This window comes from Flavobacterium sp. (assembly GCF_003525665.1).
Taxonomy (GTDB): Bacteria; Bacteroidota; Bacteroidia; order Flavobacteriales; family Flavobacteriaceae; genus Flavobacterium.
Map to the genome: position 1 here is coordinate 1 of NZ_DQDX01000102.1, position 791 is coordinate 791.

A 791-nucleotide genomic window follows, 5' to 3' on the forward strand; every position below is an offset into this window, starting at 1 on the left:
CTGCAATCAGGGCTAGTTAGTAAATCATTTTAATTCTTGTAGAATGTTTACTACAACTAATTGATTTGGAATGGTATTTGTTAAAATAAATTTACTAATTTTAACTTATAAAATAATTTAAACTGAAATCCAAATGAAGAAATTAATTCTAGTATGTTTTGTATTTGTATTCTCAAATACATTCTTTGCACAAGAAGTTGCAACAAAAGCAAAATCTAAAACTGAAAAAGCAGTTGCAGAAAAAAAAGCAAAAGCCGACAAACTAAAAGCAGAAAAGGCAAAAGCTAAAAAAGACGCAGAAAAAGAAGCTAAAAAAGCAGAAAAAGACGCCAAAGCAAAAACTGCAAAAACTAAAAAAGAGACAGAAGAAAAAGCAACAAAACTTAAAAAAGACGGAACTCCAGACAAACGTTTTAAAGACGCAGAAGAAAAAGCTACTAAAGCAAAAGCCGATGCAAAATCTAACAAAGCTATAGTTGAAAAAGACGTTAAAGAAAAATCTGCTAAACTGACTAAAGACGTAAAGGAAAAAAGTACCGCTAAAAAAGATGCAGAAAAATCGCTAACTAAATCTAAAAAAGAATTAGACGCAAAAGTTAAAAACGAAACTGCTACTACAAAAGCTAAAGTTAAAAAAACGGCTACTGAAGAAAAAGAAGATTTAAAAGAAACGGCTGCTTCAAAAGCTGCTGAGAAAAAAGTTGCTGACAAAGCAACAGGAACATACAAAGGTAAAAAAGTATTCACAGGACCAAAAGGCGGAAAATACTACATCAATAAAAACGGAAACA

General features: G+C 30.6%; 1 protein-coding gene. It reads left to right on the forward strand.

Annotated elements, in window-relative coordinates; translation table 11 throughout:
- Positions 1-133: 133 nt before the first annotated feature.
- Positions 134-791: hypothetical protein (locus DIU01_RS07335; protein ID WP_290832998.1), on the forward strand; the 658-nt coding region annotated here is incomplete at its 3' end.